This is a genomic window from Streptomyces sp. NPDC029044 (assembly GCF_040637495.1).
Lineage (GTDB): Bacteria > Actinomycetota > Actinomycetes > Streptomycetales > Streptomycetaceae > Streptomyces.
The window spans coordinates 62,317-88,090 of sequence record NZ_JBEZWN010000018.1; the positions used below are offsets into that span (position 1 = coordinate 62,317).

The 25,774-nt window shown below is 72.5% G+C and carries 25 protein-coding genes and 2 pseudogenes; 16 read left to right on the forward strand and 11 right to left on the reverse strand.

The genetic code is table 11. The annotated features are described in order from the left end of the window. Window positions 1–30: 30 nt before the first annotated feature. The 3 genes from AB0E85_RS17305 to AB0E85_RS17315 are packed head-to-tail and all read left to right on the forward strand — an operon-like array spanning window position 31 to window position 2,449. Window positions 31–1,572, forward strand: a complete 1,542-nt coding sequence (locus tag AB0E85_RS17305) for a sodium:solute symporter (RefSeq protein WP_361927486.1) — start codon at window positions 31–33, stop codon at window positions 1,570–1,572. A 14-nt stretch (window positions 1,573–1,586) separates the two neighbouring features. Further along, window positions 1,587–2,135 (forward strand): sigma-70 family RNA polymerase sigma factor, encoded by a 549-nt coding sequence (locus AB0E85_RS17310; RefSeq protein WP_361927615.1) that lies wholly within the window; start codon window positions 1,587–1,589, stop codon window positions 2,133–2,135. Then, window positions 2,132–2,449, forward strand: coding sequence for a hypothetical protein (locus AB0E85_RS17315; RefSeq protein ID WP_361927489.1), 318 nt, complete (start codon window positions 2,132–2,134; stop codon window positions 2,447–2,449). Before AB0E85_RS17310 ends, AB0E85_RS17315 begins: the two co-directional genes overlap by 4 nt. On the opposite strand, the gene AB0E85_RS17320 is transcribed toward AB0E85_RS17315, so the two are convergent. Next, window positions 2,431–3,051 (reverse strand): dihydrofolate reductase family protein, encoded by a 621-nt coding sequence (locus AB0E85_RS17320; RefSeq protein WP_361927491.1) that lies wholly within the window; start codon window positions 3,049–3,051, stop codon window positions 2,431–2,433. The two genes, AB0E85_RS17315 and AB0E85_RS17320, sit on opposite strands and share 19 nt — an antisense overlap. A gap of 130 nt (window positions 3,052–3,181) precedes the next feature. Between AB0E85_RS17320 and AB0E85_RS17325 the strand changes: the two genes are divergently transcribed. Then, entirely contained in the window at window positions 3,182–3,838 is a 657-nt protein-coding gene (locus AB0E85_RS17325) for a 1,4-alpha-glucan branching protein (protein WP_361927494.1), read from the forward strand. A gap of 11 nt (window positions 3,839–3,849) precedes the next feature. Here AB0E85_RS17325 and AB0E85_RS17330 read toward each other — a convergent pair whose 3' ends face one another. Then, a complete protein-coding gene (locus AB0E85_RS17330; RefSeq protein ID WP_361927496.1) occupies window positions 3,850–4,794 on the reverse strand; it encodes a helix-turn-helix domain-containing protein in 945 nt (314 codons plus the stop codon). A 101-nt stretch (window positions 4,795–4,895) separates the two neighbouring features. On the opposite strand from AB0E85_RS17330, the gene AB0E85_RS17335 reads away from it, so the two are divergent. The 3 genes from AB0E85_RS17335 (at window position 4,896) to AB0E85_RS17345 (ending at window position 10,099) form a co-directional block, all read left to right on the forward strand. Then, window positions 4,896–5,927: a saccharopine dehydrogenase NADP-binding domain-containing protein gene (locus AB0E85_RS17335; protein ID WP_361927498.1), complete on the forward strand. Its 1,032-nt coding sequence runs from the start codon at window positions 4,896–4,898 to the stop codon at window positions 5,925–5,927. Window positions 5,928–6,109: 182 nt separating this feature from the next. Next, window positions 6,110–7,198 (forward strand): extracellular solute-binding protein, encoded by a 1,089-nt coding sequence (locus AB0E85_RS17340; protein WP_361927500.1) that lies wholly within the window; start codon window positions 6,110–6,112, stop codon window positions 7,196–7,198. Window positions 7,199–7,450: 252 nt separating this feature from the next. After that, on the forward strand, window positions 7,451–10,099 hold the full coding sequence (locus AB0E85_RS17345; protein WP_361927618.1) for a SpoIIE family protein phosphatase: 2,649 nt from the start codon (window positions 7,451–7,453) through the stop codon (window positions 10,097–10,099). A 73-nt stretch (window positions 10,100–10,172) separates the two neighbouring features. Here the strand turns inward: AB0E85_RS17345 and AB0E85_RS17350 are convergent, their stop codons facing one another. The 3 genes from AB0E85_RS17350 to AB0E85_RS17360 form a co-directional block, all read right to left on the reverse strand. Beyond that, a complete protein-coding gene (locus AB0E85_RS17350; RefSeq protein WP_361927620.1) occupies window positions 10,173–10,880 on the reverse strand; it encodes a GNAT family N-acetyltransferase in 708 nt (235 codons plus the stop codon). A 162-nt stretch (window positions 10,881–11,042) separates the two neighbouring features. Continuing rightward, window positions 11,043–11,594 (reverse strand): DinB family protein, encoded by a 552-nt coding sequence (locus AB0E85_RS17355; protein WP_361927502.1) that lies wholly within the window; start codon window positions 11,592–11,594, stop codon window positions 11,043–11,045. Between the two features lie 188 nt (window positions 11,595–11,782). Continuing rightward, complete coding sequence (locus AB0E85_RS17360; protein WP_361927505.1) at window positions 11,783–12,049, reverse strand: hypothetical protein; 267 nt, start codon at window positions 12,047–12,049, stop codon at window positions 11,783–11,785. A 231-nt stretch (window positions 12,050–12,280) separates the two neighbouring features. On the opposite strand from AB0E85_RS17360, the gene AB0E85_RS17365 reads away from it, so the two are divergent. After that, window positions 12,281–14,107 (forward strand): rhamnogalacturonan lyase, encoded by a 1,827-nt coding sequence (locus AB0E85_RS17365; RefSeq protein ID WP_361927623.1) that lies wholly within the window; start codon window positions 12,281–12,283, stop codon window positions 14,105–14,107. A gap of 21 nt (window positions 14,108–14,128) precedes the next feature. On the opposite strand, the gene AB0E85_RS17370 is transcribed toward AB0E85_RS17365, so the two are convergent. After that, window positions 14,129–14,611: a MarR family transcriptional regulator gene (locus tag AB0E85_RS17370; protein WP_361927508.1), complete on the reverse strand. Its 483-nt coding sequence runs from the start codon at window positions 14,609–14,611 to the stop codon at window positions 14,129–14,131. Window positions 14,612–14,781: 170 nt separating this feature from the next. On the opposite strand from AB0E85_RS17370, the gene AB0E85_RS17375 reads away from it, so the two are divergent. Continuing rightward, on the forward strand, window positions 14,782–16,143 hold the full coding sequence (locus AB0E85_RS17375) for an aminotransferase class V-fold PLP-dependent enzyme (protein ID WP_361927510.1): 1,362 nt from the start codon (window positions 14,782–14,784) through the stop codon (window positions 16,141–16,143). Between the two features lie 39 nt (window positions 16,144–16,182). Here AB0E85_RS17375 and AB0E85_RS17380 read toward each other — a convergent pair. Continuing rightward, a pseudogene (locus tag AB0E85_RS17380) lies at window positions 16,183–16,314 on the reverse strand (GTP cyclohydrolase I); the annotation flags it as partial. Between the two features lie 106 nt (window positions 16,315–16,420). Here AB0E85_RS17380 and AB0E85_RS17385 point away from each other — a divergent pair. From AB0E85_RS17385 to ppk2, 5 genes are all read left to right on the forward strand, one after another. Then, entirely contained in the window at window positions 16,421–16,765 is a 345-nt protein-coding gene (locus AB0E85_RS17385) for a hypothetical protein (protein WP_361927513.1), read from the forward strand. Between the two features lie 154 nt (window positions 16,766–16,919). Next, on the forward strand, window positions 16,920–17,864 hold the full coding sequence (locus tag AB0E85_RS17390) for an MIP/aquaporin family protein (protein ID WP_361927516.1): 945 nt from the start codon (window positions 16,920–16,922) through the stop codon (window positions 17,862–17,864). Between the two features lie 122 nt (window positions 17,865–17,986). Next, a complete protein-coding gene (locus AB0E85_RS17395; protein ID WP_361927518.1) occupies window positions 17,987–18,385 on the forward strand; it encodes a hypothetical protein in 399 nt (132 codons plus the stop codon). Between the two features lie 239 nt (window positions 18,386–18,624). Further along, on the forward strand, window positions 18,625–19,365 hold the full coding sequence (locus AB0E85_RS17400) for an SDR family NAD(P)-dependent oxidoreductase (protein WP_361927521.1): 741 nt from the start codon (window positions 18,625–18,627) through the stop codon (window positions 19,363–19,365). 338 nt (window positions 19,366–19,703) lie between these two features. Beyond that, entirely contained in the window at window positions 19,704–20,660 is a 957-nt protein-coding gene (gene ppk2 / locus AB0E85_RS17405; protein ID WP_361927524.1) for a polyphosphate kinase 2, read from the forward strand. A 46-nt stretch (window positions 20,661–20,706) separates the two neighbouring features. On the opposite strand, the gene AB0E85_RS17410 is transcribed toward ppk2, so the two are convergent. The 4 genes and pseudogenes from AB0E85_RS17410 to AB0E85_RS17425 all read right to left on the reverse strand — a co-directional run bounded on the left by AB0E85_RS17410 (window position 20,707) and on the right by AB0E85_RS17425 (window position 23,088). Then, window positions 20,707–21,069 (reverse strand): hypothetical protein, encoded by a 363-nt coding sequence (locus tag AB0E85_RS17410; protein ID WP_361927527.1) that lies wholly within the window; start codon window positions 21,067–21,069, stop codon window positions 20,707–20,709. 12 nt (window positions 21,070–21,081) lie between these two features. Further along, window positions 21,082–21,519: an ATP-binding protein gene (locus AB0E85_RS17415; RefSeq protein WP_361927625.1), complete on the reverse strand. Its 438-nt coding sequence runs from the start codon at window positions 21,517–21,519 to the stop codon at window positions 21,082–21,084. A gap of 100 nt (window positions 21,520–21,619) precedes the next feature. Then, window positions 21,620–21,739 (reverse strand): annotated as a pseudogene (locus tag AB0E85_RS17420) (IMP dehydrogenase); the annotation flags it as partial. Between the two features lie 74 nt (window positions 21,740–21,813). Then, window positions 21,814–23,088 carry an MFS transporter gene (locus tag AB0E85_RS17425; protein ID WP_361927530.1) on the reverse strand — a complete coding sequence of 425 codons (1,275 nt, stop codon included), beginning with the start codon at window positions 23,086–23,088 and terminating at the stop codon, window positions 21,814–21,816. Between the two features lie 135 nt (window positions 23,089–23,223). Here AB0E85_RS17425 and AB0E85_RS17430 point away from each other — a divergent pair, with 135 nt between their 5' ends. After that, the gene (locus tag AB0E85_RS17430; protein ID WP_361927533.1) at window positions 23,224–24,132 is read left to right on the forward strand and encodes a helix-turn-helix transcriptional regulator; all 909 of its coding nucleotides are present in this window, start codon (window positions 23,224–23,226) and stop codon (window positions 24,130–24,132) included. A 450-nt stretch (window positions 24,133–24,582) separates the two neighbouring features. Then, window positions 24,583–25,728: a hypothetical protein gene (locus tag AB0E85_RS17435; protein WP_361927536.1), complete on the forward strand. Its 1,146-nt coding sequence runs from the start codon at window positions 24,583–24,585 to the stop codon at window positions 25,726–25,728. Window positions 25,729–25,774 lie beyond the last annotated feature (46 nt).

Below are 25,774 nucleotides of genomic sequence, written 5' to 3' on the forward strand. Positions count from 1 at the left end.
AGGGATCAGGCACACCAAGGACGGTGACCCATGGCCGACGGCACCATGACCGCGACGTTCCTCGCCGTGATCGGCGGAGCGTCGCTGCTCGCCGTCACCGCACGGCGTCTGCGGCCCAGCGGCCGGCTGCCGTCCCTGGAGGGCTGGGCGCTGGCCGACCGCAGCCTGGGCCCGGTGTGGACCTGGTTCCTGCTGGGCGGCACGATCTTCACCGCGTACACCTTCACCGCCGTGCCGGGTCTCGCGTACGGCAACGGCGCCGCGGCCTTCTTCGCCGTGCCGTACACCGTGATCCTCTGCCCGCTCGCGTTCGTGCTGCTCGGCCGTCTGTGGACGGTGGCCCGCGCCCACGGCTACATCACCGTCGCCGACTTCGTCCGCGGGCGGTACGGGTCGCCGCCGCTCGCCCTGGTCGTCGCGCTGACCGGGATCCTCGCGACCATGCCCTACCTGGCGCTCCAGCTGCTGGGCATACGGGCCGTGCTGACGGCCGGCGGGGTGTACCCGCGCGGTGCCGCCGGGGATCTGGTGATGGTGGCGCTGTTCGCGGGACTCGCCGTGGCCACGTACCGGCACGGGCTGCGGGCACCCACCGTCATCTCGGCACTGAAGGCGATGGCCGTCTTCGTGTCGCTCACCGCGGTCACCTGGCTGGTCCTGGAGCGGCTCGGCGGGCCGGGGGCCGTCTTCGACGGAGCGGCCCGGCGGCTCGGCGGCGACGCGCTGGTGCTGACCCCGGCCCAGCAACCGGCCTACGCGACGCTCGCGCTCGGTTCGGCGCTCGCTCTGCTGATGTACCCGCACGTGCTGACGGCGGGTTTCGCCGCCGACGGGCCGCGCACCCTGCGCAAGGTCTCGGTGGCGCTGCCCGCCTGGACGGGACTGCTCGCGCTCTTCGGCGTCCTCGGCTTCGCGGCGCTCGCGGCCGGGGTGCGGGCGCCGGAGGGCGGGGCAGAGGCGGCCGTGCCAATGCTCGTCGACCGGCTGATGCCGGGGCCGCTGGCCGGGCTGGTGTTCGGCGCGATCACCGTCGGGGCGCTGGTCCCGGCGGCGGTGATGTCGATCGCGGCCGCCACCAGCTTCGTCCGCAACGTGTACGTCGAGTACGTGCATCCGACGGCCACGCCCAAACGGCAGGTCCGCATCGCCAAGGCCGTCTCGCTCATCGCGAAGGCCGGGGCGGTCGCGTTCGTCTTCGGGCTGCGCGACCAGGACGCGATCAACCTCCAGTTGCTCGGCGGGGTCTGGATCCTGCAGATCTTCCCCGCCGTCGCCGTCGGCCTGTTCACGGGACGGTTGCATCCACGGGCGCTGCTCGCCGGGTGGGCGGCGGGCATGGTGGCCGGGACGTACCTGGTCGTCCGCGAAGGTTTCTCGTCCATCGTGGGTTTCGGTTCCGGGCCGCTGGAGATCTACGCCGGGCTCGCCGCCCTGCTGCTCAACCTGATCGTCGCGGTGGCCGGCACCGCCGTACTCGAACGTCTCGGCGTCCCGCGCGGCGCCGACCTGACCGACCTGCCGTCCCGCCTGACCGTCAGGCGGCGTCCGGAGACGGGAGCGAACCACCAGTGAGACACAGACACCCGATACCGGTGCCGGAGCCCGACGTCGAGGCGCTGACGCCCGCGCCGGCCGACCCGGCGGAACGGGAGCGCGAGGCCGGACTCGCGGGGCTCTTCGAGCTGCACTACGCGTCGATGCTGCGCCTGGCCGTGCTGCTGGGCGCGGACGACCCGGAGAACGTGGTGGCCGAGGCGTACTACCAGATCTACCGGAAGTGGCGGCGGCTGAGGGACATCGAGGCGGCGGAGGCGTATCTGCGCTCCACGGTGTGCAATCTGACCCGGATGCGGATCCGGCACCTCCAGGTCGCCCGCAAGCACGCGGAGAGCCCGCCCGAGGAGACCGTCGTCTCCGCCGAGAGCGCGGCGCTGCTCCGCGACGACCAGCGCGTCCTCATCGACGCGCTCCAGCAGTTGCCGGCCCGGCAGCGCGAGGCGCTCGTGCTGCGGCACTGGCTCGGGCTGAAGGAGGGTGAGATCGCGGCCGCGATGGGCATCTCCTCCGGTTCGGTGAAGACACACACGGCGCGCGGTCTCGCCGCACTGACCCAGGCGATGGAGGCCCGGCGATGAACCACACCGATCCGGACCGCACGGAGCGGGAGCTGACCGAGGCGCTGGCCGCCCTCGCCGGCGGGGTGCGGGCCGCCCCTGACGCCTACCGCACGGCACGCGGCACATGGCTGCGACGTGAACGCCGTCGCCGGCTCGTCCTCGCGGTGCTCATCACCGTCGTGTTCGCGCTCGCCACACTGATCGGCCTGTGGGTGCTGAACGAGGCTCCGTCCCCGTCGGGAGTGATCTTCTCCGGTCTCCCGAACGCCGGGCTCCCGGATGTCGGGCTGCCGGACGCCGGGCTCCCCTACGTTCAGGTCAGCACGCGGTAGGTCACGTGCGTGATCCCGCTCGCCGCCCGCGAGGTCACCTGCTCCAGTCTCAGCGGCGGGACGCCCTCGAACAGCCGCGTGCCGGCGCCCAGCGTGAGGGGCGCGATGTGCAGCCGCAGCTCCTCGATCAGGCCGGCGGCGAGGTACTGGTTGACGGTGGTCGCGCCGCCGAGCACGGTGACGCCGCCGTCCCCGGCCGCCTCGCGCGCCCGGGCCAGCGCCGAGGCGATGCCGTCGGTGACGAAGTGGTACGTCGTCCCACCGTCCATGGGCTGCGGCTCGCGCGGGTGGTGGGTGAGCACGAACACCGGCGCGTGGAACGGAGGATCGCCACCCCACCAGCCGTTCCAGGGCCGGTCCCACGGGCCGCGCACCGGCCCGAACATGTTGCGTCCCATGATGAACGCACCGGCCGTGTTCAGCCGTTCGATCTCGGCCCGGTTCTCATGGGGTGTGCGGAACATCCAGGCGTGCAGCTGTTCACCCGAGCCGTCGCCGCCGTCGTCCCCGAACGGCCGCTCCTCCGTCTGTCCGTGCCCGGCCGAGTAGCCGTCGGCCGAGATCGTGATGTCGCACACCGCCCTGCCCGTCGATGGGGTCATCTCCCTGCCCTCCTCATGGCGTCCGGTCGTCCGAACCTACGCGCACCAACTGCCGTCTTCGGGACCTGACCGCGCCGCGCGGATGCGAAAGTGTGATCGCCCGTACGACGCATCGGAAGGGAACCCCGGCATGGCCGTCATCCACCACACCACCCTGAAGCCGACCAAGCTGGAACTGCTCACCGCCTGGCTGCCGTCCCGTCCGTGGTACTGCGGCACGGAGGAACCGGAGTTGGCGAAGGCGGGGGGCTTCCGGCTCGACGATCCGCAGGGCGAGGTGGGGATCGAGTTCATGGTGGTCACCGACGCCTCCGGCCCTCGGCCGGTCGCGTACCTGGTGCCTCTGGCCTATCGCGGTGCCCCGCTCGAAGGGGCGGAGCACGCCCTCGTCGGCACGATGGAGCACGGAGTGCTGGGACAGCGCTGGGCCTACGACGGCTGTCATGATCCCGTACTGGTCGCCCGGTTGACGGCCCTGGTCGAAGGGCGGGCGCAGGCCCAGGACCAGAACGTCAGCGACACCCCCGCCGAGGAGGTCGTCGTCTCCCCCGCCGTTGGAGGTCCCCTCGCCACGGACTTCACCGTCACCGACGACCGGGAAGGCACCGCGCTGACCACACCGCAGGGGACGGTCCTCCGCTTGCACCGGGCGCTGCGGCCCGTTGCGGACGGCCCGTTCGTGCCGCCGCAGGGTGCGATCGGCCATGTCGCAGGCTCCTGGAAGGCACCGGACGGCACCCGCGCGCAGGGAGCGTTCGCCGTCCTGAACGGCGGCGGCCGGGCGTAGATCCTCCGGAATCAGCGCGTCCGCGAGCGGAACGTCCTGCGGTAGGTGTCCGGGGGCACGCCGACCGTGCGGTTGAAGTGGCGGCGCAGCGTCGTGGCGGTCCCCATGCCGGTGGCCGCCGCGATGGTGTCGACGCTGTCGTCGGTCCTCTCCAGCAGTTCCTGGGCATGCCGGATGCGCTGGGTCAGCAACCACTGCAGAGGGGTCGTGCCGGTCACCGCTCGGAAGTGCCGCCCCAGGTGACGAGAGCTCATTCCGGCCCGGCGGGCCAGGTCCTCCACGGTCAGCGGCTGGTCGAGCCGCTCGATGATCCACGGCAGCAGGGCGGCGAGCGGGTGGTCGTCCCGGTCGGGCACCGGGGCGGTGACGAACTGGGCCTGGCCGCCCGCCCGGTGCGGGGGTACGACCAGGCGGCGGGCGACGGCGTTGGCGACCGACGATCCGAAATCGAGCCGGACGAGGTGCAGGCACAGGTCCAGCGCGGCGGCCTTGCCGGCGGAGGTGAGCACCCTGCCGTTGTCCACGTACAACACGTCCGGATCGACCTCCACCAGGGGGTGACGGGCGGCCAGTTCATCGGTGTGCGCCCAGTGTGTGGTGGCGCGCAGCCCGTCGAGAAGCCCTGCCGCGGCCAGTACGAACGCGCCCGTGCACAGGGAGACCACCCGCGCGCCCGCCTCGTGGGCCTCGCGCACCGCCTCGACCAGGTCTGCGGGCGGGTCCTCGTCGACGTCGGCCCAGCCGGGGACGATCACGGTGCCGGCCTGGCGCAGCCGTTCGAGGCCGGTGTCGGGTTCCAGCCGGAACCGGCCGATGTGCACGGCGGCCGGGCCGCAGACGGTGAGGTCGTACCAGGGGCCCGCCGCCCCGGCCGGGGCGGCGGCGAACACCTCGTGTGCCAGGGCCAGTTCGAAGTGCAGCATTCCGCCGGTGGCGGCCAGCGCGACAGTGGTCATGTCCGTAATTGTATGGGGCGTGTCGTTCCGGACACTCACGGTCGCGTGATCATCCCGGGCAGGATGGCCACTGTTGATCAGTCGAGCACAGGGGAGAGCTCATGGGACCGGGTCAGACGGTGACGGTGTTCGGTGCGTACGGGCACACCGGGCGGTTCATGGTGGCGGAGTTGCTGGGGCGCGGGTTCGTCCCGGTCCTCTCGGGCCGCGACGAGGGGAAACTGAAGGCGCTGGCGGTGTCGTACCCCGGGCTGGAGGTCCGTCCGGCGTCGGTCGACGATCCGGACGCGCTCGACCGCGCGCTGGCCGGGGCGGCGGCGGTGGTCAACTGTGCCGGGCCGTTCGCCACGACGGCCGCTCCGGTGATCGAGGCGGCCCTGCGCGCCGGCGTCCCGTATGTCGATGTGGCCGCCGAGATCGAGGCGAACGCGGACACGTTCGCGCACTTCGCGGACCGCGTCCGCGCCGCGGGAGCGGTGGTCGTCCCGGCGATGGCCTTCTTCGGCGGACTCGGTGACCTGCTGGCCACCGCGGCGATGGGCGACTGGACGGCGGCCGACGAGGCGCACGTGGCGTACGCGCTGAGCGGTTGGCAGCCCACGGACGGGACACGGGCCGCCGGCGCGGTCTCCCGGGAGCGGCGCGGCGGTGCGCGCGTGGTGTACCGGAACGGTCGGCTGGACTACCGCCGGGACGAGGCGACGACGCTCCAGTGGCCCTTCCCCGAGCCCGTGGGTTCCCGGGCGGTCGTCGGGGAGTTCACGATGGCCGACGTCGTCACCATCCCCAGCCACCTGGCCGTCCCCGACGTGCGCACCCACATGACGGCCGAGGCCGCTCGGGACGTGTCGGCCCCCGGCACCCCCACGCCGACCGCGGTCGACGAGCACGGGCGGTCCGCACAGACCTTCCTCGTCGACGTCGTCGTGCGCTCGGGCGGCGCCGAACGGCGTGCGGTGGCGAGGGGGCGGGACATCTACGCGGTCACGGCGCCGCTCGCGGTCGAGGCGGTGCACCGCATCCTCACCGGGCGGACCCGGACGGCCGGTGTCGTCTCCGCCGGCGAGATCTTCGACGCGGCCGACTTCCTCCGCTCGCTGTCCTCACACCTCTCGGTGGAGCTGCGCCGCTGAGGGGGCCCGCCGGGGAGGGTGCGGTGGCCGTGCGGGGCACAGACGGCCGCCCGGGATCCCGCCCCCCAGACTCTGTGAAGAAGGTACTTTTCCTGGTAAACACAGACCAAAGATGCACGCGGAAGCAGGCCGACCGGGAGACACCCTCCGTCACGGATCATCCATAGGGCAGGAGGCAGCCGGTGGGAGACGTCGCACTCGACCGCAGAGCCTTCCTGGCCGGGATCGGAGGGCTCGCCGCCGGCGCGGCCGCGGCATCGCTCACGGGGTGTGAGGCCCGCGCCGGGCGGAGTGCCGCCGAGAGCAGCAGAGTGCTCGTCGTGCGGAACTTCGGCGGTTCCTACGGCGAGGCGAACCGGAAGGCCGTCTACGACCCGTTCACCAGGGAAACCGGCATCCGGATCGACGTCGTGGACTTCGGGCACGAGCAGATGCTCGCCCAGATCGAGGAGGGCCGTCCGCGGTTCGACGTCATGGACATCGACATGTCCAATCTGGTGCTCTTCGAGCACGAGGGCGCCTCCGAGCCGCTGGACTACGGCCGGCTGAAGAACACCAGGAACGCCGGCATCGCCCAGTCGCTGCTCACCCCCAACGGCGTGGGCAAGAGCTACTGGGCCAGCGTCCTCGCCTACCGCACCGACGTGTTCGGCGGGAGGAGGCCCGATTCGTGGACGGGCTTCTGGAACCTCCGGCGCTTCCCGGGCAGCCGCGCGCTGCAGGGCGAGGTGGACTATCCGGAACTGGAGTTCGCGCTGCTGGCGGACGGTGTCCCGCTCGACCGGCTCTACCCCCTCGACGTGGACCGCGCGTTCAAGGTCATGGACGAGATCAGGGGTTCCGTGCGGACGTTCTGGGAGTACGGCGCGGAGCCCGGTGAGCTGCTGTCCCGCGGCAGTGTCGTGGCATGCAGCACCTGGGCGGGCCGGCTCCGGGGCCTGCTCGGGCGCGGAGCTCCCCTCGCCTACGAGTGGAACGGCGCCCGCAGGCAGAGCAACGGCTTCGGCATTCCCAAGGGCTCTGCGAACCCGGACGCCGCCTACCGGCTGATCGATTTCGCGCTGCGGCCCGAGGTGCAGGCCCACATGGCCCGGATCTACCCCGACGGCCCCGTAGTGCCCGCGGCCTACGGCTATCTCACCGAGTCCACCGCGGTGCATCTGGCGAGTACTCCCGGCCATTTGCTGTCGGGCTTCGATCTGGACATCGACTGGTGGCTGGAGAACCGTGAGGCCGTGACCAGGCGCTGGCAGGAGTGGGCTCGCACGTGACCGACTGAATGCAGCCATATGGCTGAATATGAACGTGCATGGTAAAGAGTCGGTATGCCCCGGCACCCCGGTCGATTCTCGGCCTTCCGCTTCTCCCCGCGCAGCGGGGGGCGTACCCGGTCGGCCTCACGGCGGCCGGGGCGGCACGACGCGCGACAGGAGTCCGGCGCCCGGTCTCCGGGAGCGCGATGGCGGACTCTGCCGAGGGTGCGCAGCGTCGCCGGCCAGGTGTTCCTGCTGCAATCGGTGATCATGGTGCTGTTCGCCGCCGCCGCCGGAGGAGCCCTCGTCGTGCAGGCGCGGGAGTCGAGCACGCAGGAGGCGCGTCAGCTCTCGAGGGGCGTCGCACAATCGTTCGCGCGGGCCCCGGGAACCCTGGACGCCATGAAGTCCGGCGACCCCACCGAACTGCTCCAGCCGCGCGCGGAGGACGCCCGGAAGAACACGGGCGTCGACTACGTGGTGACCTTCGACCCCCAGGGCTTCCGCTGGACCCACCCCGATCCGAAACTGATCGGCAAGCACATCTACGCCGTACGCGAGGGCGGCGCCGCCGACCGGCCCTTCACCAAGACCTTCGAGGGAAGCCTCGGTCTGGCCGTGGACACGACGGTTCCGGTCTACGACACCAACGGGATCACCATCGTCGGCTTCGTGTCGGTCGGGGTCACCGTGGCCAGCGTGGACGACGTGGTGCAGGATCAGCTGCCGCAGCTGCTGGGGTTCGCCGGAGCCGCGCTGGCGGTGGCCGCGGGCGGCACCGCACTGGTCTCGTGGCGGTTGCGGCGGCAGACCCGCGGCCTGGATCCGTCCGAGATGACGCGCATGTACGAGCATCACGACGCGGTGCTGCACGCGGTGCGGGAGGGCGTGCTGATCATCGGGAGCGACGGCCGGCTCCTGCTCGCGAACGACGAGGCGCGGCGGCTGCTGGACCTGCCCGCGGATGCCGAGGAGCGCCGGGTGACGGATCTCGGTCTGGAGGCGGGCACCGCCGAGCTGCTGGGTTCGGGCCGGCCGGCCACCGACCTGGTGCACCTGGCCGGTGACCGGCTGCTGGCGGTCAACGTGCGGCCGGTCGACCCGGACGACCGCACGGCGGGCAGCGTGGCGACCCTGCGCGACACGACGGAGCTGCGGGCGCTGGCCGGCCGGGCGGAGGTGGCCCGGGAGCGGCTGGGGCTGCTGTACGAGGCGGGGGTGCGGATCGGAACGACGCTGGACGTCGTGCGTACCGCGCAGGAGCTGGCCGAGGTGGCGGTCCCCCGGTTCGCCGACACCGCCACGGTCGACCTGCTGGATCCGATCCTGCGCGGTGCGGTGTCGGCCGGGCCCGGTCCGCAGATGCGCCGGGTGGCGGTGCACGGCGTGGACGGCGCCCGGTCCCTCTATCCGGTGGGTGAGCTGATCCGCTTCGTCCCCTCGTCGCCGGCGGCCGTCGGTGCCGAGCGCGGCCGTGCGGTCCTGGACGTCGACCTGACCGCTCCGGATGGCTGGATGAGCGCCCAGGACCCCGTTCGCGCGCGGCGCGTGCTGGACCTCGGTTTCCACTCCCTGATCACGGTGCCGCTCCAGGCCCGCGGTGTGGTGCTGGGCATGGCGAGCTTCTGGCGCTCCGAGGGCGCTCCCTTCGGCAGGGAGGATCTGGCCTTCGCCGAGGAACTGGCCGCCCGGGCCGCGGTCGCCGTCGACAACGCCCGCCGCTACACCCGCGAGCACACCCTGGCCGAGTCACTCCAGCGCAGCCTGCTGCCGGGCTCCCTGCCCGACCACTCGGCCGTCGAGGTCGCCCACCGCTACCTGCCCGCGCTGGAGGGCGTGGGCGGCGACTGGTTCGACGTGATCCCGCTGCCCGGGGCCCGGGTCGCCCTGGTGGTGGGCGACGTCGTGGGGCACGGCCTGCACGCCGCGGCCACGATGGGCCGGCTGCGCACCGCGGTGCACAACTTCTCCGCCCTCGACCTGCCGCCGGACGAGCTCCTCGGGCACCTGGACGAGCTGGTCGCGCGGATCGACAGCGACGAGAACGACGAGCACGGGGAGCGGGACCGCGAGGGCGTCGCGGGCGCCACCTGTCTCTACGCCGTCTACGATCCGGCGTCCGGGAAGTGCTGCCTGTCCCGGTCCGGGCATCCGGAGCCGGCCCTGGTGCACCCCGACGGCACCGTGGAGTACCTGCGGGTGCCCGGTTCACCGCCGCTCGGTCTGGGCGGCGCCGAACCCTTCGAGACCGCCGAGGTCACTCTCCCCGAGGGCTCCCGGCTGGTCTTCTACACGGACGGCCTGGTCGAGGACCGGGAGCGGGGCATCGACACCGGCCTGGAGGCCTTGCGGCACGCTCTGGCCGGCGCTCGCCGCACTCCGGAGGAGACCTGCGAGGACGTCCTCGACGCGCTGCTTCCCGCCCGGTCGAGCGACGACATCGCCCTGCTCGTCGCCCGCACCCGGCTGCTGGATCCCTCCCGGGTGGCCGAGTGGGAGGTGCCCGGCGATCCGGCGGTCGTGGCGGGCATCAGGGCGGACGTCACCGGGCGGCTCAGGATCTGGGGACTGGAGGAGCTGGCCTTCACGACCGAGTTGATCGTCAGCGAGCTGGTCACCAACGCCATCCGCTACGGCATCGGACCGATCCGGCTGCGGGTGCTGCGCGACGGCGACAGCCTCATCTGCGAAGTCGCCGACGGCAGCAGTACCTCACCCCACCTGCGCAGGGCCGCGATCACCGACGAGGGCGGGCGGGGGCTGTTCCTCGTCGCCCGGTTCGCCCGGCGGTGGGGAACGCGCTACATGGCCCGCGGCAAGGTGATCTGGACCGAACAGTCCACCCGGAGTCCGGAGGTCGAGCCCGAGGAATTGTCGGCCGACGCCCTGCTGGACCAGTGGGAGGACGCGGCCTGGTGAGGCACGCCGTCACCTGCCGCTGCTGCACCCGCCCCTCCCCACGGCGGAGCGCCGTGCCCGCCGGTCCCGTGCCTCAGGGCGTACGGAAACCGCGGAACGTCACGCGCTTGCGCGTCTCGAAGCCGAGCCGTGCATACAGCGCGAGCGCGCCGCTGTTCTCCTCGGCCACGTGCAGGAAGGGACGTTCGCCGCGCGCCACGACACGTGCCACGAGGGCGCGCAGCAAACGGACGGCGTGGCCCCGGCCGCGCGCCTCGGGGGCGGTGCAGACGGCGCTGATCTCGGTCCATCCCGGAGGCCTCAGCCGCTCCCCCACCATCGCCACCAGCGTGCCGCCGTCGCGGATGCCGAGGTAGGTGCCGAGTTCGTGCGTGCGGGGCCAGAACGGCCCCGGCCGGGTCCGCTCGACGAGGTCCAGCATCTCGGGCACGCTCTCCGCGCCGAGTTCGACGATGCCGGAGTCGACCCCGGCACCGGACGGATCCGGGCCGTCGTGGCCGACCCAGACCATCTGCCGGCCTTCCAGGACGAAGACCGGCTCCCAGTGCGGCGGCGGAATCGCCGGGCAGCTGAACATGTCGGCGAACTCGCCCGGACCCAGCAGCTTGGCCAGGTCGGCCCATGCTGCCGCGTCCGGCTCGGCGGGCACCGCGGAGAAGGTCGCGACCCCGGGCAGGTAGGTGGCGGTGTCACCGAGCCGGCGGGCGAGATGTGCGTGGTGCCCGCGGAGGGACTGGCCCACCGGGTCGTCGAGTGCGTCGGCGTCGCTGAGCCCCGTCATCGTGGTGCGCCTTCCCTGCCCTCGGTCGGTGCCGGCCGGACCGGAGGCCGGCGGCGTACGGATGCCGTCGGCCATGCTAGTGCGGTGACCGCGTAGGTCGGTGGGCGGGGCGAGTTCGGTCGAGGGCCGGTTCCCGGCATCGTCGAGGGCCGGTTCCCGGCATCACAGGCCGATCGCTCCGTCGATGCGCTCGCGGAGCAGGTCGGCGTGGCCGTTGTGACGGGCGTACTCCTCGATCATGTGGATGAGTACCCAGCGCAGCGAGACCCTTCCGCGCCAGGAGTCGTCGCCCTCGACGTCGAGATCGGGGGCCTCGGTGACGAACCGTTCGGCGAAGGCCACCTCGGTCCGCCACGCCTCCCAGGCCGCGGCGACGCCCGTGGGGTTCTCACTTGCCCCGTGGAAGTCCTCGTCGGGGTCGGCGGCCGACGAGAAGAGGGGCGGCGCGTCCTGTCCGGCCAGGACCCGCCGGAACCAGCGGCGTTCCACGTCGGCTAGGTGACGGACCAGACCGAGCAGGGAGAGCGTCGACGGTGCCACGGACCGCAGGGCCAACTCCGGCCCCAGGCCGGAGCACTTGAGCCGGAGCGTGGCCCGCTGGGCCTTCAGTACGTCGACGAGCATCCGCCGTTCGTCGCCGGTCGTCGGGCCGGTGAACCGTGGTCCGCTGCCGGCGCCGCCGAACAGCTCGGCTCTTCTGGTGGATTCGGTCATGTCCGCCCTTCCGCTCGTGTCGTACACGCTGTTGACGCCCTCCGCGCGGCTGGGACCGCCGCGGTCGCGCGCGGGCAAGCCGTCGCGCGGCAACCGGGTGTGATGCTCGGCGAGCGGCCGTCCGCAGGGGCTGACGGCCGCCGCCCTGCCAGGAGTCGAGGCGCGCTCCTCCATGCCGTCGCTGCCTCTCACCGGCCGCCGGGCTGCGCGAGCAGCGAGGTGTCGGCCCAGGTGAAGCGGAGCCCGGCGGCGGATCCGGCCGGCCGGGACGATACCCCGCCGGGGGGCGAGACCGGCGCCTTCTCGACGCACACGCCGCCCAGGGCGCGGGAGAACTCCTGGTCAGGCGTGCCCTGTTCGACGACTTCCTCCCGCACGTCACCGTGCAGGATCCGGACCGTCTGCGCGCCTTCCTCACCGGCCGGCTGAGCCCTCCCAGGGGCCGGGGCCGTCACGCGTCGACGACCGTCGGTTCCCGGACACCGGGAAAGCCACGGACCCGCACAGGGCCGAACAGCAGACTGGACAGAATCCTTGACGAGGCATCAGCTCATTCTTACGCTCCCACCCCATGGGAGCGTTCCCATACCCCCCACGCCCCGGAGGCCACCGTGACCGATCCGTACCGGCGCCCCCGCACCGCGCCACGCCCCCGGCGAACGTCCTTCCGCCCGGGCGCCCGCTTCATCGGCTGCGTCTCCGCCGCAGCCCTGGCCGTCTCCGCGCTCGTCGCGCTGCCGCAGAGCGCGAACGCCGCGACCGCCCGGCAGGTCGAGAAGCTCGACCGCGGACTGACCAGCGTGCACACCGGCAGCGGAAACCTGGTGGCGTGGCGGTGGCTGGCGACCGACCCCGACAACGTGTCGTTCAACGTCTACCGCGGCGGCACGAGACTCAACTCCTCCCCCGTCACCGCCTCGACGAACTACTTCGACGCGGGCGGCGCGGCCTCGGCGGACTACACGGTCCGCGCCGTGGTCAACGGCTCCGAGCAGGCCGCGTCCGCGCCCGCGGTCCAGTTCCGCTCGGGCTACAAGGACGTGCCGATCTCCCCGCCCGCGGGCGGTACCGCCCCGGGCAACTCGGCCTACACCTACGAGGCCAACGACGCCTCCGTCGGCGACCTCGACGGCGACGGCGTCCTGGATCTGGTCCTCAAGTGGCAGCCCACCAACGCCAAGGACAACTCCCAGTCCGGCTACACCGGCAACACCGTCGTCGACGGCCTCAAGCTCGACGGCACCCGGCTGTGGCGCATCGACCTGGGCCGCAACATCCGCTCCGGCGCCCACTACACGCAGTTCCAGGTCTACGACTACGACGGCGACGGCAAGGCCGAAGTCGCCATGAAGACCGCCGACGGCACCCGTGACGGCACGGGCGCGGTCATCGGCAGCTCCTCGGCCGACCACCGCAACTCCAGCGGCTACGTCCTGTCCGGGCCCGAGTACCTGACGATGTTCAATGGCCTGACGGGCAAGGCGATGCAGAGCGTCGACTACGTCCCGGGCCGCGGCACCGTCTCCTCCTGGGGCGACAACTACGGCAACCGCGTCGACCGCTTCCTCGCCGGCACCGCCTACCTCGACGGCGCCCGCCCCTCCCTGATCATGGCGCGCGGCTATTACACCCGCACGGTGATAGCCGCCTGGGACTGGCGGGGCGGCGCGTTCACCCGCCGCTGGACCTTCGACACCACCTCCTCCACCAACAGCGGCAAGGGCTACGACGGCCAGGGCAACCACAGTCTGTCCATCGCCGATGTCGACGCCGACGGCAGGGACGAGATCGTCTACGGCGCGATGACCGTGGACGACACCGGCAGCGGGCTGTGGACCACCCGGCTCGGCCACGGCGACGCCGGCCACGTCGGCGACCTCGACCCCGGCCGCGCCGGCCTTGAGTACTTCAAGGTCTCCGAGGACGCGAGCAAGCCCGGTTCCTGGATGGCCGACGCCCGGACCGGCCAGATCCTGTGGCAGACCGCGTCGGGCTCCGACAACGGCCGGGGCGTCGCCGCCGACGTCTACGCCGGCAGCGCGGGCGCGGAGGCGTGGTCCGCCGCCGACACCACCCTGCGCTCGGCCACCGGCGCCTCCCTGGGCCGGGAGCCCTCCAGCGTCAACTTCCTGTCCTGGTGGGACGGTGACCCCGTCCGCGAGCTCCTCGACGGCACCCGCATCGACAAGTACGGCACGTCCGGCGACACCCGGCTGCTCACCGGCTCCGGCGTCGCTTCCAACAACGGCACCAAGTCCACGCCGGTCCTGTCCGGCGACATCCTGGGCGACTGGCGCGAAGAGGTGATCTGGCGCACGAGTGACAACAAGGCACTGCGGATCCACTCCACGCCGCACCAGACCAGCACGAAGATCACCACCCTGCTCCACGACGCCCAGTACCGCACGGCGCTCGCCTGGCAGAACACCGCCTACAACCAGCCCCCGCACCCGAGCTTCTTCATCGGCGGCGCCATGCCGACGGCGCCCCGGCCCTCGGTCTACACACCCTGACCCGGGGCGCCTCCGGCGCTGTCAGCTGTCGCGCAGCGCCTTGTCGATCTCGCCCAGCGCGTGGGTCAGTCGTGCGTAGTCGGCGCGGGCCACCGGCGCCACGAAGTACCGCTCGACGACCTGCGCGTGGACGGCGGATGCCCGCAGGAACACCGCCCGACCGTGATCGGTCGCCTCGACCAGGACGCTTCGGCGGTCCTGGGGAGCCGGGCCGCGCCGCACCAGACCGGCTCCCTCCATGCGGTCGATCAGGCGGGTGATGCCGCTGCTGGTGAGGGTGAGGTCGTCGGCGAGCCGGCGCTGCGAGATCTCTTCGTCCGGGCGGCGGCACAGCCGGATGAGGACCTCGAACATCGTGTGGCTGACCTCGCACTCCCTGCGCAGGGCCGTGTCGATCCGCTGTTCCAGGCGGGTGGCGGCCTTGATCAGCAGCCCGAAGTCCTGCACGAGGCTGCTGCCGGCGGCGCGGGCCGCCTCGTCGTTCTCTCGGTTCGCGGGGTTCACCGGGCCGACTTTACTGCCTCCTCACTCACCGCCTCCTCACCTACTGCTTCCTCATCTACTGCACAGTCACCTACTGCCGTCTCAATTGCTGAACAGTCAATTGCTGACCAGTCAATGATTCTCTATGGTGGGACACCCATCACCCACCACGTCGGCAGAGAGGGAGATCAGTGGACGTGCAGCACTGGCTCGGCCGGGCCAACGACGCGATACAGCAGTGGGCCGATACCTTCGGCCCCTACGAGCAGCACCCGTCCCTCCTCGTCGACGACGACCGCTTCGCCGTCGCCTTCGGGGAACTCACCGGGAGACTGAAGGAGAACTACCCCTTCTTCCATCCGCGCTACGCGGGGCAGATGCTCAAGCCCCCGCACCCGGCGGCGGTCGTCGGCTACCTCACGACGATGCTGATCAACCCCAACAACCACGCCCTGGACGGCGGCCCGGCCACCGCCCGCATGGAACGCGAGGCCGTCGCCCAGCTGGCCGCGATGTTCGGCTACGACACCCACCTCGGCCACCTCACCACCAGCGGCACGATCGCCAATCTCGAAGCCCTCTTCGTAGCCCGCGAGCTCCACCCCGGCCGCGGCATCGCCTACAGCGCCGACGCGCACTACACCCACGGCCGCATGTGCCACGTCCTGGGCATGAAGGGGTACCCCGTACCGACCGACGACCGCGGCCGGATCAGCATCGACGCGCTCGAAGACATCCTGCGCACGGGCGAAGTGGGCACGGTCGTGCTCACCGCGGGCAGCACGGGCCTCGGAGCCGTCGACCCGGTCCACTCCGCCCTCGCCCTCCGGGACCGCTACGGGGTCCGGCTCCATGTCGACGCGGCCTACGGCGGGTTCTTCACCCTGCTCGCCGGCGCCGACGGCCCGGAAGGACTCCCCGCGGAGCCCTGGCGGGCGATCGCCCGGTGCGACTCGATCGTCGTCGATCCGCACAAGCACGGACTCCAGCCCTACGGCTGCGGTGCCGTCCTCTTCCGCGACCCCGAGGTGGGCCGGTTCTACCTGCACGACTCGCCCTACACCTACTTCACCTCCAGCGAGCTGCACCTCGGCGAGATCAGCCTGGAATGCTCCCGCGCCGGCGCATCGGCCGCCGCCCTGTGGCTCACCTTCCAGGTCCTCCCGCCCACCCCCGACGGACTCGGCCGCGTCCTCGGCGCCGGCCGCCGGGCCGCCCTGCGCTGGGCGGACCTGATCACCGCCTCCGACGCTCTGGAGCTGTACCAGCAACCCGAGCTGGACATCGTCGGCTACTTCCCCTCGGTGGAGCCCGCGACCCTCAGCGGTGTCGACGCGGCGTCCGCACGCGTCCTGGCCGACGGCATGGCGGGAACCGATCCCGTGTTCCTGAGCACCCTCAAGGCCGACCGCGACGCCTTCACCGCACGTCACCCGGAGGTCACCGCCGACGCCGACGGCGCCCGCATCCTGCGCAGCGTCCTGATGAAGCCCGAGTCCGAGGACCACGTACAGCGCCTGCACGACCAGGTCACGCGTCTCGCCCGGCCGTGACCCCCGGCCCCGGCGGAGCCGGGCGCCGCGCCGCCGCCAGGAGGTCACGTGTGTCAGGGCGAGGAAGTTGCTGCGCGAGCGGGCGTCGGAGCGAAGGAGGCCGAGCAGGGTGGAGGTCAGGGTGTCGGAGCCGGTGGCCTGCACGCCGCGCAGCGTCATGCAGGAGTGCTCGCGGGCCATCCGGCCGGGTGTGCCGCGAACGCGGTACGCACCGAGCGGGCCGGCGAGAACGCCACGCAGGCGGCGATGCGCGCCGCGCGGGAGCGCGGGCCGGCAGGTGGGCGAGGCCGCACGCCACGAGACCCGCCCGGGCCGGCTGGGCCCCGAGCGCGGACTGACCGCCTGCGAGCGCCTGCTGGACCAGTACGGCTACGAACCCGAACGGGTGACCCCGACCAGGCCCCGGTTGCGCAACTGCCCCTTCCATCCACTGGCCACGAAGGCTCCGGACCTGGTGTGCGGCATGAACCACGCGTTCCTCAGCGGCTACCTCGGCGGCCTCGACGTCAACGGCGTCCGCGCGGTGCTGGCGCCGGAACCGGGGGAATGCTGCGTCCGGCTGGGCACAGGCGAGGCCGACGAGGACGTGGCCGCAGCGGACGGGACGCCCGGCGGCCGGTGAGGATCGCTGTCGCCGCGCACCGGCGCCGGTTCGTCCGGCGGGCCCGGTGAGTGAGCCGGCAGCGGGTCTCCCGCGGTTGCCGTGACCCTTGCGCCGGGTTACGACATGACTACCGCGCGTCAGCCGGGATCGCGGCGACCCCTGGAGAGATCACATGGCAGTGGAGATCAGGCCTCTGGTGAAACCCTCACGGCTCAGGCGTCGCGCGGGTCTGGCGGGCGAGTGCCTGGCGGAGTTCCTCGGGACGTTCGTCCTCATCGCCTTCGGCTGCGGTGTGGTGGCGATGGCGGTGGCGGCACTGCCCGGTTCGGGGCGCACCGAGGGACCCACCGTCTTCTTCCTCGGCGCCGGGGACTGGCTGCTGATCACCTGGGGCTGGGCCATGGCCGTGATCCTCGGCATCTACGTGGCCGGCGGCGTCAGCGGAGCGCACATCAACCCGGCGGTCACCCTGGCCTTCGCCGTGCGCCGCAGGTTCCCCTGGGCCAAGGTCGTGCCCTACTGGGTGTCCCAGGTGCTCGGGGCCCTGGCCGGGGCCGCACTGGTCTACGCCGTGTACCACGACGCCATCAACGCCTTCGACGACGCCATGCAGGGGCCCAAGACGAACGGGCACACCCTCGCGTCGTTCTCCATCTTCGCCACGTTCCCGGCGCCGTACTTCAACGGCGGTGTGTGGGGTCCGCTGGTCGACCAGATCGTCGGCACCGCGTTCCTGGTCATGCTGGTGGTGGCGATCATCGACCTGCGCAACACGGCCGTGAAGGCCAACCTCGGCCCGTTGGTGATCGGCTTCGTCGTGGCGGCCATCGGCATGTCCTTCGGGGCGAACGCCGGGTACGCCATCAACCCGGCCCGCGACTTCGGCCCGCGGCTGTTCACCTGGATGGCGGGATGGGAGGACCTCGCGTTTCCGGGCAGCCTGGCCGGGGCGTTCAGCGACTACTGGTGGATCCCGATCGTCGGGCCCCTCGTGGGCGGTGTGATCGGCGTGCTGGTGTACGACCTGTTCATCGGGGACGTGCTGCACGCCCGCGCGCAGCGGGGCGAGGCACCGGAGCCCGGGCGGACGCGCCCCACCACGTCCGACGAGGAGTGACCGGGGCCCCGGGCCGGGGCGGTGCTAGATTCCTCGGGGCATCCGCCCCCGGGCGGTGCGGATCGCCTCCCGGACAGGTGAACCGGCCCGGAGCAGGCCCGAATCGGACGGTGGCACGATCCATGACTGACCCGGAGGGGTTCCCCGGCGCGGCCGATGCTCCCGTTCCGCGGATCCTGGGCAACACCGAGTCGCTCGCCGCGACCGCCCCGGGATCGGCCGGCGCCCTGTGGCGCCTGGCCGAGCCAGGCCGGCAGCTGGACGCCAACCTCATCCGCGTCCCGCCCCGGGGAACCATCGACACCCACGCCGAACCGGACCTGGACGTCCTGCTGCTCGTCGTCGCCGGTGACGGCACGCTCGGTGCCGCGGACGGCCCGCACCCGGTGGAGCCCGGCAGCCTCGTCTGGCTGCCGCACGGCAGCGTCCGCAACGTGACCGCGGGCGAGGGCGGTCTGACGTACGTGACGGTCCACCGCCGCCGCCCCGGCATGCGGATCCAGTCCCCTCCCAGCCCGTGACAGCCGTGCGGGGCAGGTAGCGGGCGGTCGGGCCCTCACGGTGCCGTGCGTCCGCGGCAGGGCGAGCACACTGCGCATCGACCCGGTCTCCACGACGACCGACCGGCAGGACGCGACCTTCCGCGTCGGCTACTGAGGGCCGGCCTTCGACGGCCACGTCGGGTGCCCGGGCTCAACAGCCGTGTGATCCGGTGCGCGTCTCCTCGCGGGGCGCGGATCCGGCGGAAGGAGGCAGTCTCATGCGAGGAGCACGGAACCGGATCCTGGTGACCGGGTCCGCGGACGGGCTGGGGCGGGCCGCGGCTCAGGCGTTGCTGGCCGCGGGGCACGACGTCGTGGTGCACGCGCGGAACCAGGAGCGGGCGGCGGCGCTCGGCCCGTTCGCCGACCGCGGGGCGCGGATCGTGGTGGGCGACTTCGCGGACCGTGACGCCGTGCGGCGGGTCGCCGAGGAGCTGGACGGATCGCCGCCGCTCGACGCCGTCATCCACAATGCCGGGGTGTGGAGCGGACGGGCGGTCATGCCCGTCAACATCGTCGCGCCCTATCTCCTGACCGCCCTGCTGCGCGGGCCGCGCCGGCTGGTGTACCTGAGCAGCGGCTCGCATCTCGGCGGGGATCCGTCGTCGCTGGACGGGGCCGACTGGCGGGGCGGGAGCCCCGGGTCGTACGCCGACAGCAAGCTCTTCGTGACGACGCTGGCGACGGCGGTGGCCCGGCTGCGCCCCGGAGTGCTGAGCAACGCCGTGGACCCCGGCTGGGTGCCGACGCGGATGGGCGGGCCCAGCGCGCCGGACGACTTGGAGCTCGGCCACCAGACGCAGGAGTGGCTCGCGTCGAGCGACGATCCGGAGGCCCTGACCGCCGGCGGGTACTGGTACCACGGCCGGCGGTTGCAGCCGCACCGCGCGGTCCACGACGAGGCGTTCCAGGACCGCCTCGTGCGGGCCCTGGCCGAGGAGACGGGCACCGCCCTGTGAGCGGCAGGGCCCGTCCTCAGCCCGCGGAGCCGTCCGGCCCGGCCCGTCGCCGTCGGCCGGCCCGTAGCCGAACCGGTCGAAGTGGACGGTGCCCGCAGCGGCGTACATGCCGCTGACGCGGCCCGTGAAGCCGCCGGCGGCCTCGGTGGACAGGTACGTGACGTCGGGCGCGGCGAGTTCGGCAGATGCTCGGATCCGGAGGGAGACAACCGGTAGGAGGCTACGCGTCCGCGACAGCGCGGCACCGGCGTCCGGCAGGGAGCTCACATGTCAGGGGCCATGCGGGGCACACGTGAGACCGTTGACCTGCGGGTGCGAGCCGAACGGGGAGTCGAGTGATGAGCGCCGAAGACGCCGACAAGCTGCTGGACGGGCTGACCGTCGACACCAGCAGAAGAGAGCAGCCGATCGTCCTGGACGGGGACGGACGCCCGATCCGGACGTGGCGGGAGAACTACCCCTACGACCGCAAGGTGAGCCGCAAGGAGTACGAGCGGACCAAGCGCATCCTGCAGATAGAGCTGCTCAAGCTCCAGCGGTGGGTCAAGGACACCGGTGCCCGCGTGGTGGTCGTGTGCGAGGGGCGTGACGCGGCGGGCAAGGGCGGCACGATCCAGCGGCTCACCGAGCGGCTCAACCCGCGCGGCGCCCGTGTGGTCGCCCTGGACAAGCCCACCGAGCGCGAGCTGGGCCAGTGGTACTTCCAGCGGTACATCGCGCATCTGCCGACGGCCGGGGAGATCGTCTTCTTCGACCGCTCCTGGTACAACCGGGCCGGCGTGGAACGTGTGATGGGCTACTGCTCCAAGGACGAGTACGAGCTGTTCCTCGACCAGTGCCCGGCCTTCGAACGGATGCTGGTGGACGACGGCGTCCTGCTGGTGAAGTTCTGGTTCTCCGTGTCGCGCTCCGAGCAGCGCACCCGCTTCGCGATCCGGCAAGTCGACCCGGTGCGCCAGTGGAAGCTCTCCCCCACCGACCTGGCCTCGCTGGACCTCTGGGACGAGTACACCGAGGCGAAGGTGGACATGTTCCGGGCCACCGACACCACCCACGCCCCCTGGACCGTCGTCAAGAGCAACGACAAGCGGCGCGCCCGGCTGGAGACCATGCGCAGTCTGCTGTCGCGCGTGGACTACGCCAGCAAGGACGGGCAAGCGGTCGGCACGCCCGATCGCCTCATCGTCGGCGCCGCCGACACCCTGCTGGAACCGGGTGAGGAGGACTCCGCGCTGTCACCCACCCCGCTGTCCCCCGGCGTCCACGGGCCCGGCACACACCCCGAGAACGACTGACGCCCCCGGGCCCCCTCACGCAGGCACGAGGGGGCCCGGGTCAGCGCTACCGCCCGGCCGCCGCACGTGTTTGCGTGCGGTGGTCGTAGTACGCCCAGACGCTCACCGCGGCAACGGCGGTGAACGCGGCCGCAAGAATCCGCACGACGCCGCCGGTCAGGTAGGCGACGAGACCCGTGAGCACCGCTCCGGACAGCATGATCAGACGGCTGACGAAGCGGTTCTCGGGCGGCTGGGGATCCTCCCGGTCCTTGAGGTCGTGCAGGGCGTCATGGGCCGGGTGCGCGGAGCCGCGCCGGGCGCGGGCGCGGTACGCCAGTGCGTAGCTGATCAGTGCGTACAGCGCGACAGCGCCCAGGACCCAGAGCCAGAGATAGGGGTCGTCACTCGACCCACGTGCCAGGTACACGACGCTTCTCCTTCAGGAGCGGGCCGTACCGGCACCGGGGTCGGGGTCGGGGTCGGGGTCGGCGGGACGGAAGCATGCCGTCACCGTCTTGCCGTGCCGCTGGCACCTCATCCCCCACTCGTCGGCGAGCTTGCGCACGATCGCCACCCCGCGGCCGGAGACCTCGCCCGGCTCGGGATCGCGCTGGCGCGGCAGCGTCGGGTCCTCGTCGTGGACGCTGACATGAAGGCAGTCGCCGTCCCAGGTCAGGACGAGGTGCGCGTCACTGTGCGCGTGGATGTGCGCATTGGTGATCAGCTCCGACACCGCCAGCACGATGGCGTCCACCGTGTCCGGCTCGGCAGCGGCCCAGGGCAGGGAGTCGAGACGTCTGCGCGTCCATTCCCGTCCTGCGCGCACGCCTTCGGACATCCGGAACGAATGCGCCCAGCCCATCGCCTTCACCGACACTCCCCCGGTCCCCTCTCCTGCGTCCACACCGTCTCGTGCACGGGCCGTGTACCCGGCCCCCGCCTGGTCAGGCCTGCGGAGCTGCCGGCGGGTGGGTGGGTCAGAGGGTGAGCACGGCCGTGACGGCACGGCGCTCGTCCATGGCCCGGTAGGCCTCGGCGGCCTCGTCGAGCGGGACGACGAGGTCGAAGACCTTGCCGGGGTTGATCCGCCGCTGCCAGGCACGCAGAACAGCAGCGCGCATGGGTCCGCTCCTTGGGTGGTGAGCCGGATACGGCTCGTGACATGGGGGTTTCAGGCGTTCTCGGGTGCTGAACGGTGGACGATCGCACCGGTGTGTGCCGAGGACCGGCGTCGCTGGACGACCGCGATGGCGATCGTGGGGACCAGCGTGAGCGCGGCGATGGCGGTGCCGACGGCGGCCGGCCCCGTGGCTCCCAGCGGGGAGTCGAGGGCGAGGCCCGCGATCCAGGAGCCGGCGGCGGTGCCGAGGTTGAACGCCGACACGGTCAGCGCGGAGCCCAGGGTGGGTGCCCGGCCGGCGAAACGGACGCCCAGGGAGATCAGCACCGGGTTGGCGCCGAGACCGAACAGACCCAGCAGGGCGACGAGCGCGATCGTGGGCACCGGGTGGGCGGACAGCAGGCAGATCGCCAGCAGCAGGACCGTGGTCACCGCGGCGGCGGCGATCGTCGTCGTGTACGGGCGGCGGTCACCCAGCCGGCCGCCCACCAGGAAACCCGCCAGGGCGCCGGCGCCGAATCCGACCAGCACCAGGGGCACGAGCGTGGCGGCCAGGTGGGCCCGGCCGGTCAGCAGCGGCGAGATGTAGGTGTACGTCGACAGCACGCCGCCGGTCGTGGTCGCGCAGGCCGCCAGGGCCAGCCACAGGCGGCCCGAGCGCAGGGCGGACAGCTCGGAGCGGACGGAGATCGCCCCGTGGCCGTCGGTGTCGCGCGGAACGTGGCGGGCGATGAGCACCGTGGCGGCCGCCCCGAGGACGGCCAGGGCCCAGAAGGGTCCCCGCCAGCCCATGAGCTGTCCGGCGAAGGCACCGAGCGGTACACCGACGACGTTGGCGAGCATCGCGCCGGCGCCCACCACGCCGAGGGCGCGGGAGCTCGCGGCGGGACCGGCGGCGTGGGCGGCCACGACGTTGGCCACCGCCCAGAACGCCCCGGTCGCCAGCGCCGTGAGGAACCTGGCCGCCAGCAGGACACCGAAGCCGGTGCCGAGCGCGACGACGACGTGCCCGGCCGCGAAGACGCCCAGGGCGAGGATCAGCGTGAGCCGCCTGGGCAGCCGCAGCGTCAGCATGGCCATCAGCGGGGCACCGACGATCATCCCGACCGCGAAGACCGTGATGAGCAGGCCGGCCCGGGCGACGCCGATCCCGACGTCCCCGGCGATCTCGGGCAGCAGTCCCGCCACGACGAACTCGGTCGTGCCCATCAGGAAGGTGCCGAGAGCCAGGACGTACACGACGAGCGGGAGCCGGGTGGGCGGATGCTCGTGGTGGCCGGTGTGCGCCTCGGCGGGGGCGTGGAGGGTTCCTCCTCGCGTGGTCATGCGTCGTCTCCGAACGATCGAGATCGATGTGCGTGTCCCACGAAACCGCGCTTCCCGCCGGCGCGGGAGGCCGCGTTCATGGGGGGTACAAGCTCAACCCCCCTCGCCCCGGTTCCCGGGCTTAGCGTGGGGGACATGGACCACCGCTCCGACAACCGCGCCGACATCCGTGACTTCCTCGCCCGCCGGCGCGGCCAGCTCACCCCGGAGCAGGTCGGGCTGCCCTCCGGCGGCCGGCGCCGGGTGCCGGGACTGCGCCGGGAGGAGGTGGCGGTTCTCGCCGGTGTGAGCACCGAGTGGTACACGCGGCTGGAGCGGGGGCACATCGGCGGTGTCTCCGAGGAGGTCCTCGACGCGGTCGCCCGCACGCTGCAACTGAACGAGGACGAACGCACCTATCTGTTCGACCTGGCCAAGGCGGCCCAGCCCGGGCCGGTGACCCGGCGCCGCCGCAAGCCCGCCGAGATCCCGCCCCACGTCCAGTGGCTGCTCGACTCGGTGACCCTGTCCGCGGCGTTCGTGACCAACGGCCGGCTGGACATGGTGGCCACCAACGCCCTCGCCCGCGCCCTGTTCGCCCCCTTGTTCGACAGCGGGGTCACGGTCGAGCGCGGCCGGCCCAACTTCGCCCGGTACTTCTTCCTCGAACCCGGCTCGCGCGACTTCCTCGACGACTGGGACACCGGCGCCAGGATCACCGTCGCGCTGCTGCGCGCCGAGGCGGGCCGCTACCCCCACGACAGGGCCCTGCGCGAGCTCGTGGGTGAACTGTGCACGGTCAGCGACGAGTTCCGCACCCGCTGGGCGGCCCACAACGTGCGGATCCACCACGGCGGGGTCAAACGCTTCCACCACCCCGAGGCGGGCTTCCTGGAACTGACGTATCAGCCCCTGGACCTGCCCGTGTCCGCCCACGAGGCCCACTCCCTGACCCTCTACACGGCAGAGCCCGGCACCGCGTACGAGGAGCGGCTGAAGGTCCTCGCCAGTTGGGCGGCGACCGGTCCCGAGGCCGTGAACCCCGCCGGTGACACGGAGCGCTGAACGGCGCCCCGCGCGTGGTGGAGCGAGCAGGACCCGCCCCGATGCGGATGGTGGGCGGGCCCTGCTCGTGCGCACCATTGTCGGGACCGCGCGGCGGCCGGACCATGCGTGTGTCCTTCCGGTGCGCGCGCGGCGCGCACACCCCGCGCGCATGGCGCACATCCCGTGCGCCCGGCCCCGCTCCGGAGCGCCGCCGGTGCCGGATCGCGCGGCCCGGTGCCCCATCGCGCCGGACGGTCGCCCCACACGGCCGCCCTTGCGTCACATGGCCCGGGCCGGCCCGGGTAGGCGGTGGCCATGACCGACGGCGCACGCCGCGGCCGGCCCGGGAGGTGAAGGCTCGTGGACACGTACGCCGCCGCCCCCGGCCGGGTGCGACCCCGGGTAGCACCCGTCGGCCTGCGGCGACGATACTGGCAGACGCACGTACCCCCGTTCACAGATGGACCCATGCAGACCTCCCTCACCGTCCGTCCCATGACTCCCGCCACGGTGTGGCCGGCGCGCGGCCGCCACGCCGCGGGTGACGCGGAAGACGTTCTCCGGCGCTCGCTGAAGCAGCGCAAGGACAGACAGGCCATCGACGACTTTCTGGAGTTGCCCGAAGACGAGACCGGACCGGGGGAGCGGGTCTTCGAGGCCCGCTGGCGGGTCGGCGACGACGTGACCGTGCGTGCCCGGCTGAGCCTGAAACCCGGCGTGGGCGAAGGGGCCGGGCAGGAGTGGATGCTGGTCGCCGAGGCCGAGCAGCCGTGGGACCACGCGTGGCCCTCCCCCACCGGCCTGTTCTGGCCGCAGGAGCCGGAGACCGCCTGGGACGAGGACGCCGGCACACGCCTGACCCCGGGTGAGATCAACCCGCTGCCGAAGGACGACAAGGAGATCCGCCGCCTGCTGAGGAACGCGGTGCGCGGCGGATGGCACATCCACGTGGTCGTCCACGAGGCGATGAGCACCGACGACCGGGGGCGCACGCCGCTCGCGCGGTGGCTGCCGCCGGGCCTGCGGCACCGTGTGGTGGAACACCACGCGGCCCCGCAGCAGCTGCGCGGGCTGAACTGGGCCCTGCGGGACTCCGGCGTCCAGGTGCCGCGCGGCGGAGCCGTGGTGCTGCCGGGCGTCCCCGCGCCGGACGGCTACGACGCCCAGGACTTCTCCGTGCGCGCGGTGTTCCTCGACGGTTCGGAGCCCGCCGACCTCGTCGACGCGGTGACGCGGTTCGCCGCGCTGCCGAGGCCCTTGCCCGACGGCGCCGAGGACGCCCTCACCGCGCTCCGCGAGGACTGGCACCTGCTGACGCTCCAGGAGGAGCTGGAGCGCCAGCGCGGTCTGGTGGCCATGTACGCCGAGGCGCTGGAGGCCATGACGAAGTCCCGTGACCTGTACCGGGAGGCGGCCGAGAGCGCCCACGAGGCCCTGGCCGCCTACCAGGCGTCCGCCGAGACGGCCCCCGTCAGACCTCAGCCGTCCGATCCGCCGGCCGCGTCCCCGCTCCAGCAGCTCACACGGACGTTCGAACGCTTCAAGGTCAAGCGTCCCGCGACCCCGCCCGCCGATGAAGGGACCGCCGCCCAGCGCGTGACGTCGGAGCAGTAGGGGCGCGGGCTGGTGGGGCGCAGGTGTCAGTCGTGTCCTGCTGGAT

Coding starts and splice junctions, on each gene's coding strand:
- AB0E85_RS17305 (WP_361927486.1), top strand. CDS start 31: ATGGCCGACGGCACCATGACCGCGACGTTCCTCGCCGTGATCGGCGGA.
- AB0E85_RS17315 (WP_361927489.1), top strand. CDS start 2,132: ATGAACCACACCGATCCGGACCGCACGGAGCGGGAGCTGACCGAGGCG.
- AB0E85_RS17320 (WP_361927491.1), bottom strand. CDS start 3,051: ATGACCCCATCGACGGGCAGGGCGGTGTGCGACATCACGATCTCGGCC.
- AB0E85_RS17325 (WP_361927494.1), top strand. CDS start 3,182: ATGGCCGTCATCCACCACACCACCCTGAAGCCGACCAAGCTGGAACTG.
- AB0E85_RS17330 (WP_361927496.1), bottom strand. CDS start 4,794: ATGACCACTGTCGCGCTGGCCGCCACCGGCGGAATGCTGCACTTCGAA.
- AB0E85_RS17335 (WP_361927498.1), top strand. CDS start 4,896: ATGGGACCGGGTCAGACGGTGACGGTGTTCGGTGCGTACGGGCACACC.
- AB0E85_RS17345 (WP_361927618.1), top strand. CDS start 7,451: ATGGTGCTGTTCGCCGCCGCCGCCGGAGGAGCCCTCGTCGTGCAGGCG.
- AB0E85_RS17350 (WP_361927620.1), bottom strand. CDS start 10,880: ATGACGGGGCTCAGCGACGCCGACGCACTCGACGACCCGGTGGGCCAG.
- AB0E85_RS17355 (WP_361927502.1), bottom strand. CDS start 11,594: ATGACCGAATCCACCAGAAGAGCCGAGCTGTTCGGCGGCGCCGGCAGC.
- AB0E85_RS17390 (WP_361927516.1), top strand. CDS start 16,920: ATGGCAGTGGAGATCAGGCCTCTGGTGAAACCCTCACGGCTCAGGCGT.
- AB0E85_RS17395 (WP_361927518.1), top strand. CDS start 17,987: ATGACTGACCCGGAGGGGTTCCCCGGCGCGGCCGATGCTCCCGTTCCG.
- AB0E85_RS17400 (WP_361927521.1), top strand. CDS start 18,625: ATGCGAGGAGCACGGAACCGGATCCTGGTGACCGGGTCCGCGGACGGG.
- ppk2 (WP_361927524.1), top strand. CDS start 19,704: ATGAGCGCCGAAGACGCCGACAAGCTGCTGGACGGGCTGACCGTCGAC.
- AB0E85_RS17425 (WP_361927530.1), bottom strand. CDS start 23,088: ATGACCACGCGAGGAGGAACCCTCCACGCCCCCGCCGAGGCGCACACC.
- AB0E85_RS17430 (WP_361927533.1), top strand. CDS start 23,224: ATGGACCACCGCTCCGACAACCGCGCCGACATCCGTGACTTCCTCGCC.
- AB0E85_RS17435 (WP_361927536.1), top strand. CDS start 24,583: ATGCAGACCTCCCTCACCGTCCGTCCCATGACTCCCGCCACGGTGTGG.